The organism is Burkholderia sp. AU6039 (genome assembly GCF_002223365.1).
GTDB lineage: Bacteria > Pseudomonadota > Gammaproteobacteria > Burkholderiales > Burkholderiaceae > Burkholderia.
Map to the genome: position 1 here is coordinate 1 of NZ_NKFK01000042.1, position 363 is coordinate 363.

Annotated in this window: 1 protein-coding gene; it reads right to left on the bottom strand. The window is 68.3% G+C overall.

Annotated features, from left to right (window positions below; genetic code table 11):
* Window positions 1–205 (bottom strand): hypothetical protein (locus tag CFB39_RS38565; RefSeq protein WP_144030407.1); only part of this gene is annotated, 205 nt, incomplete at its 3' end.
* Window positions 206–363: the final 158 nt, after the last annotated feature.

Consider the following 363-nt stretch of genomic DNA (forward strand, 5'->3'; position numbering starts at 1 on the left):
GGCGGAACGCCTGCACATGAGCGTTCACGCGCGCCGGCTGCCCTGACTGGAGCACCTCATTGCGCAGTGCACCCAGGGTCGGGCGCGGTTCTCCCCCGGCGGTCCGATTGGCCCGCAGCCACGCGGCAAGCTGGCGCAGGTGGCTCGCATGGTTGCGCGCCGTGGCCGGATGCGTGTTCGATGCGCCCTGATAGGCCTGGATCAATGCCTCGTCGTCAACATTCGTGACGCCGCCGCGCAGAGAGTCAGGGCCGGGAGCAATACGCGGCCGTTTCACTGCACGGTCATTCTCGCTCGCGCCGCTCCGCTCCGGCAGAAGACCACTCAGTGGCCCCGTGAGCGATGTTCGGGATGCGCCCGAAA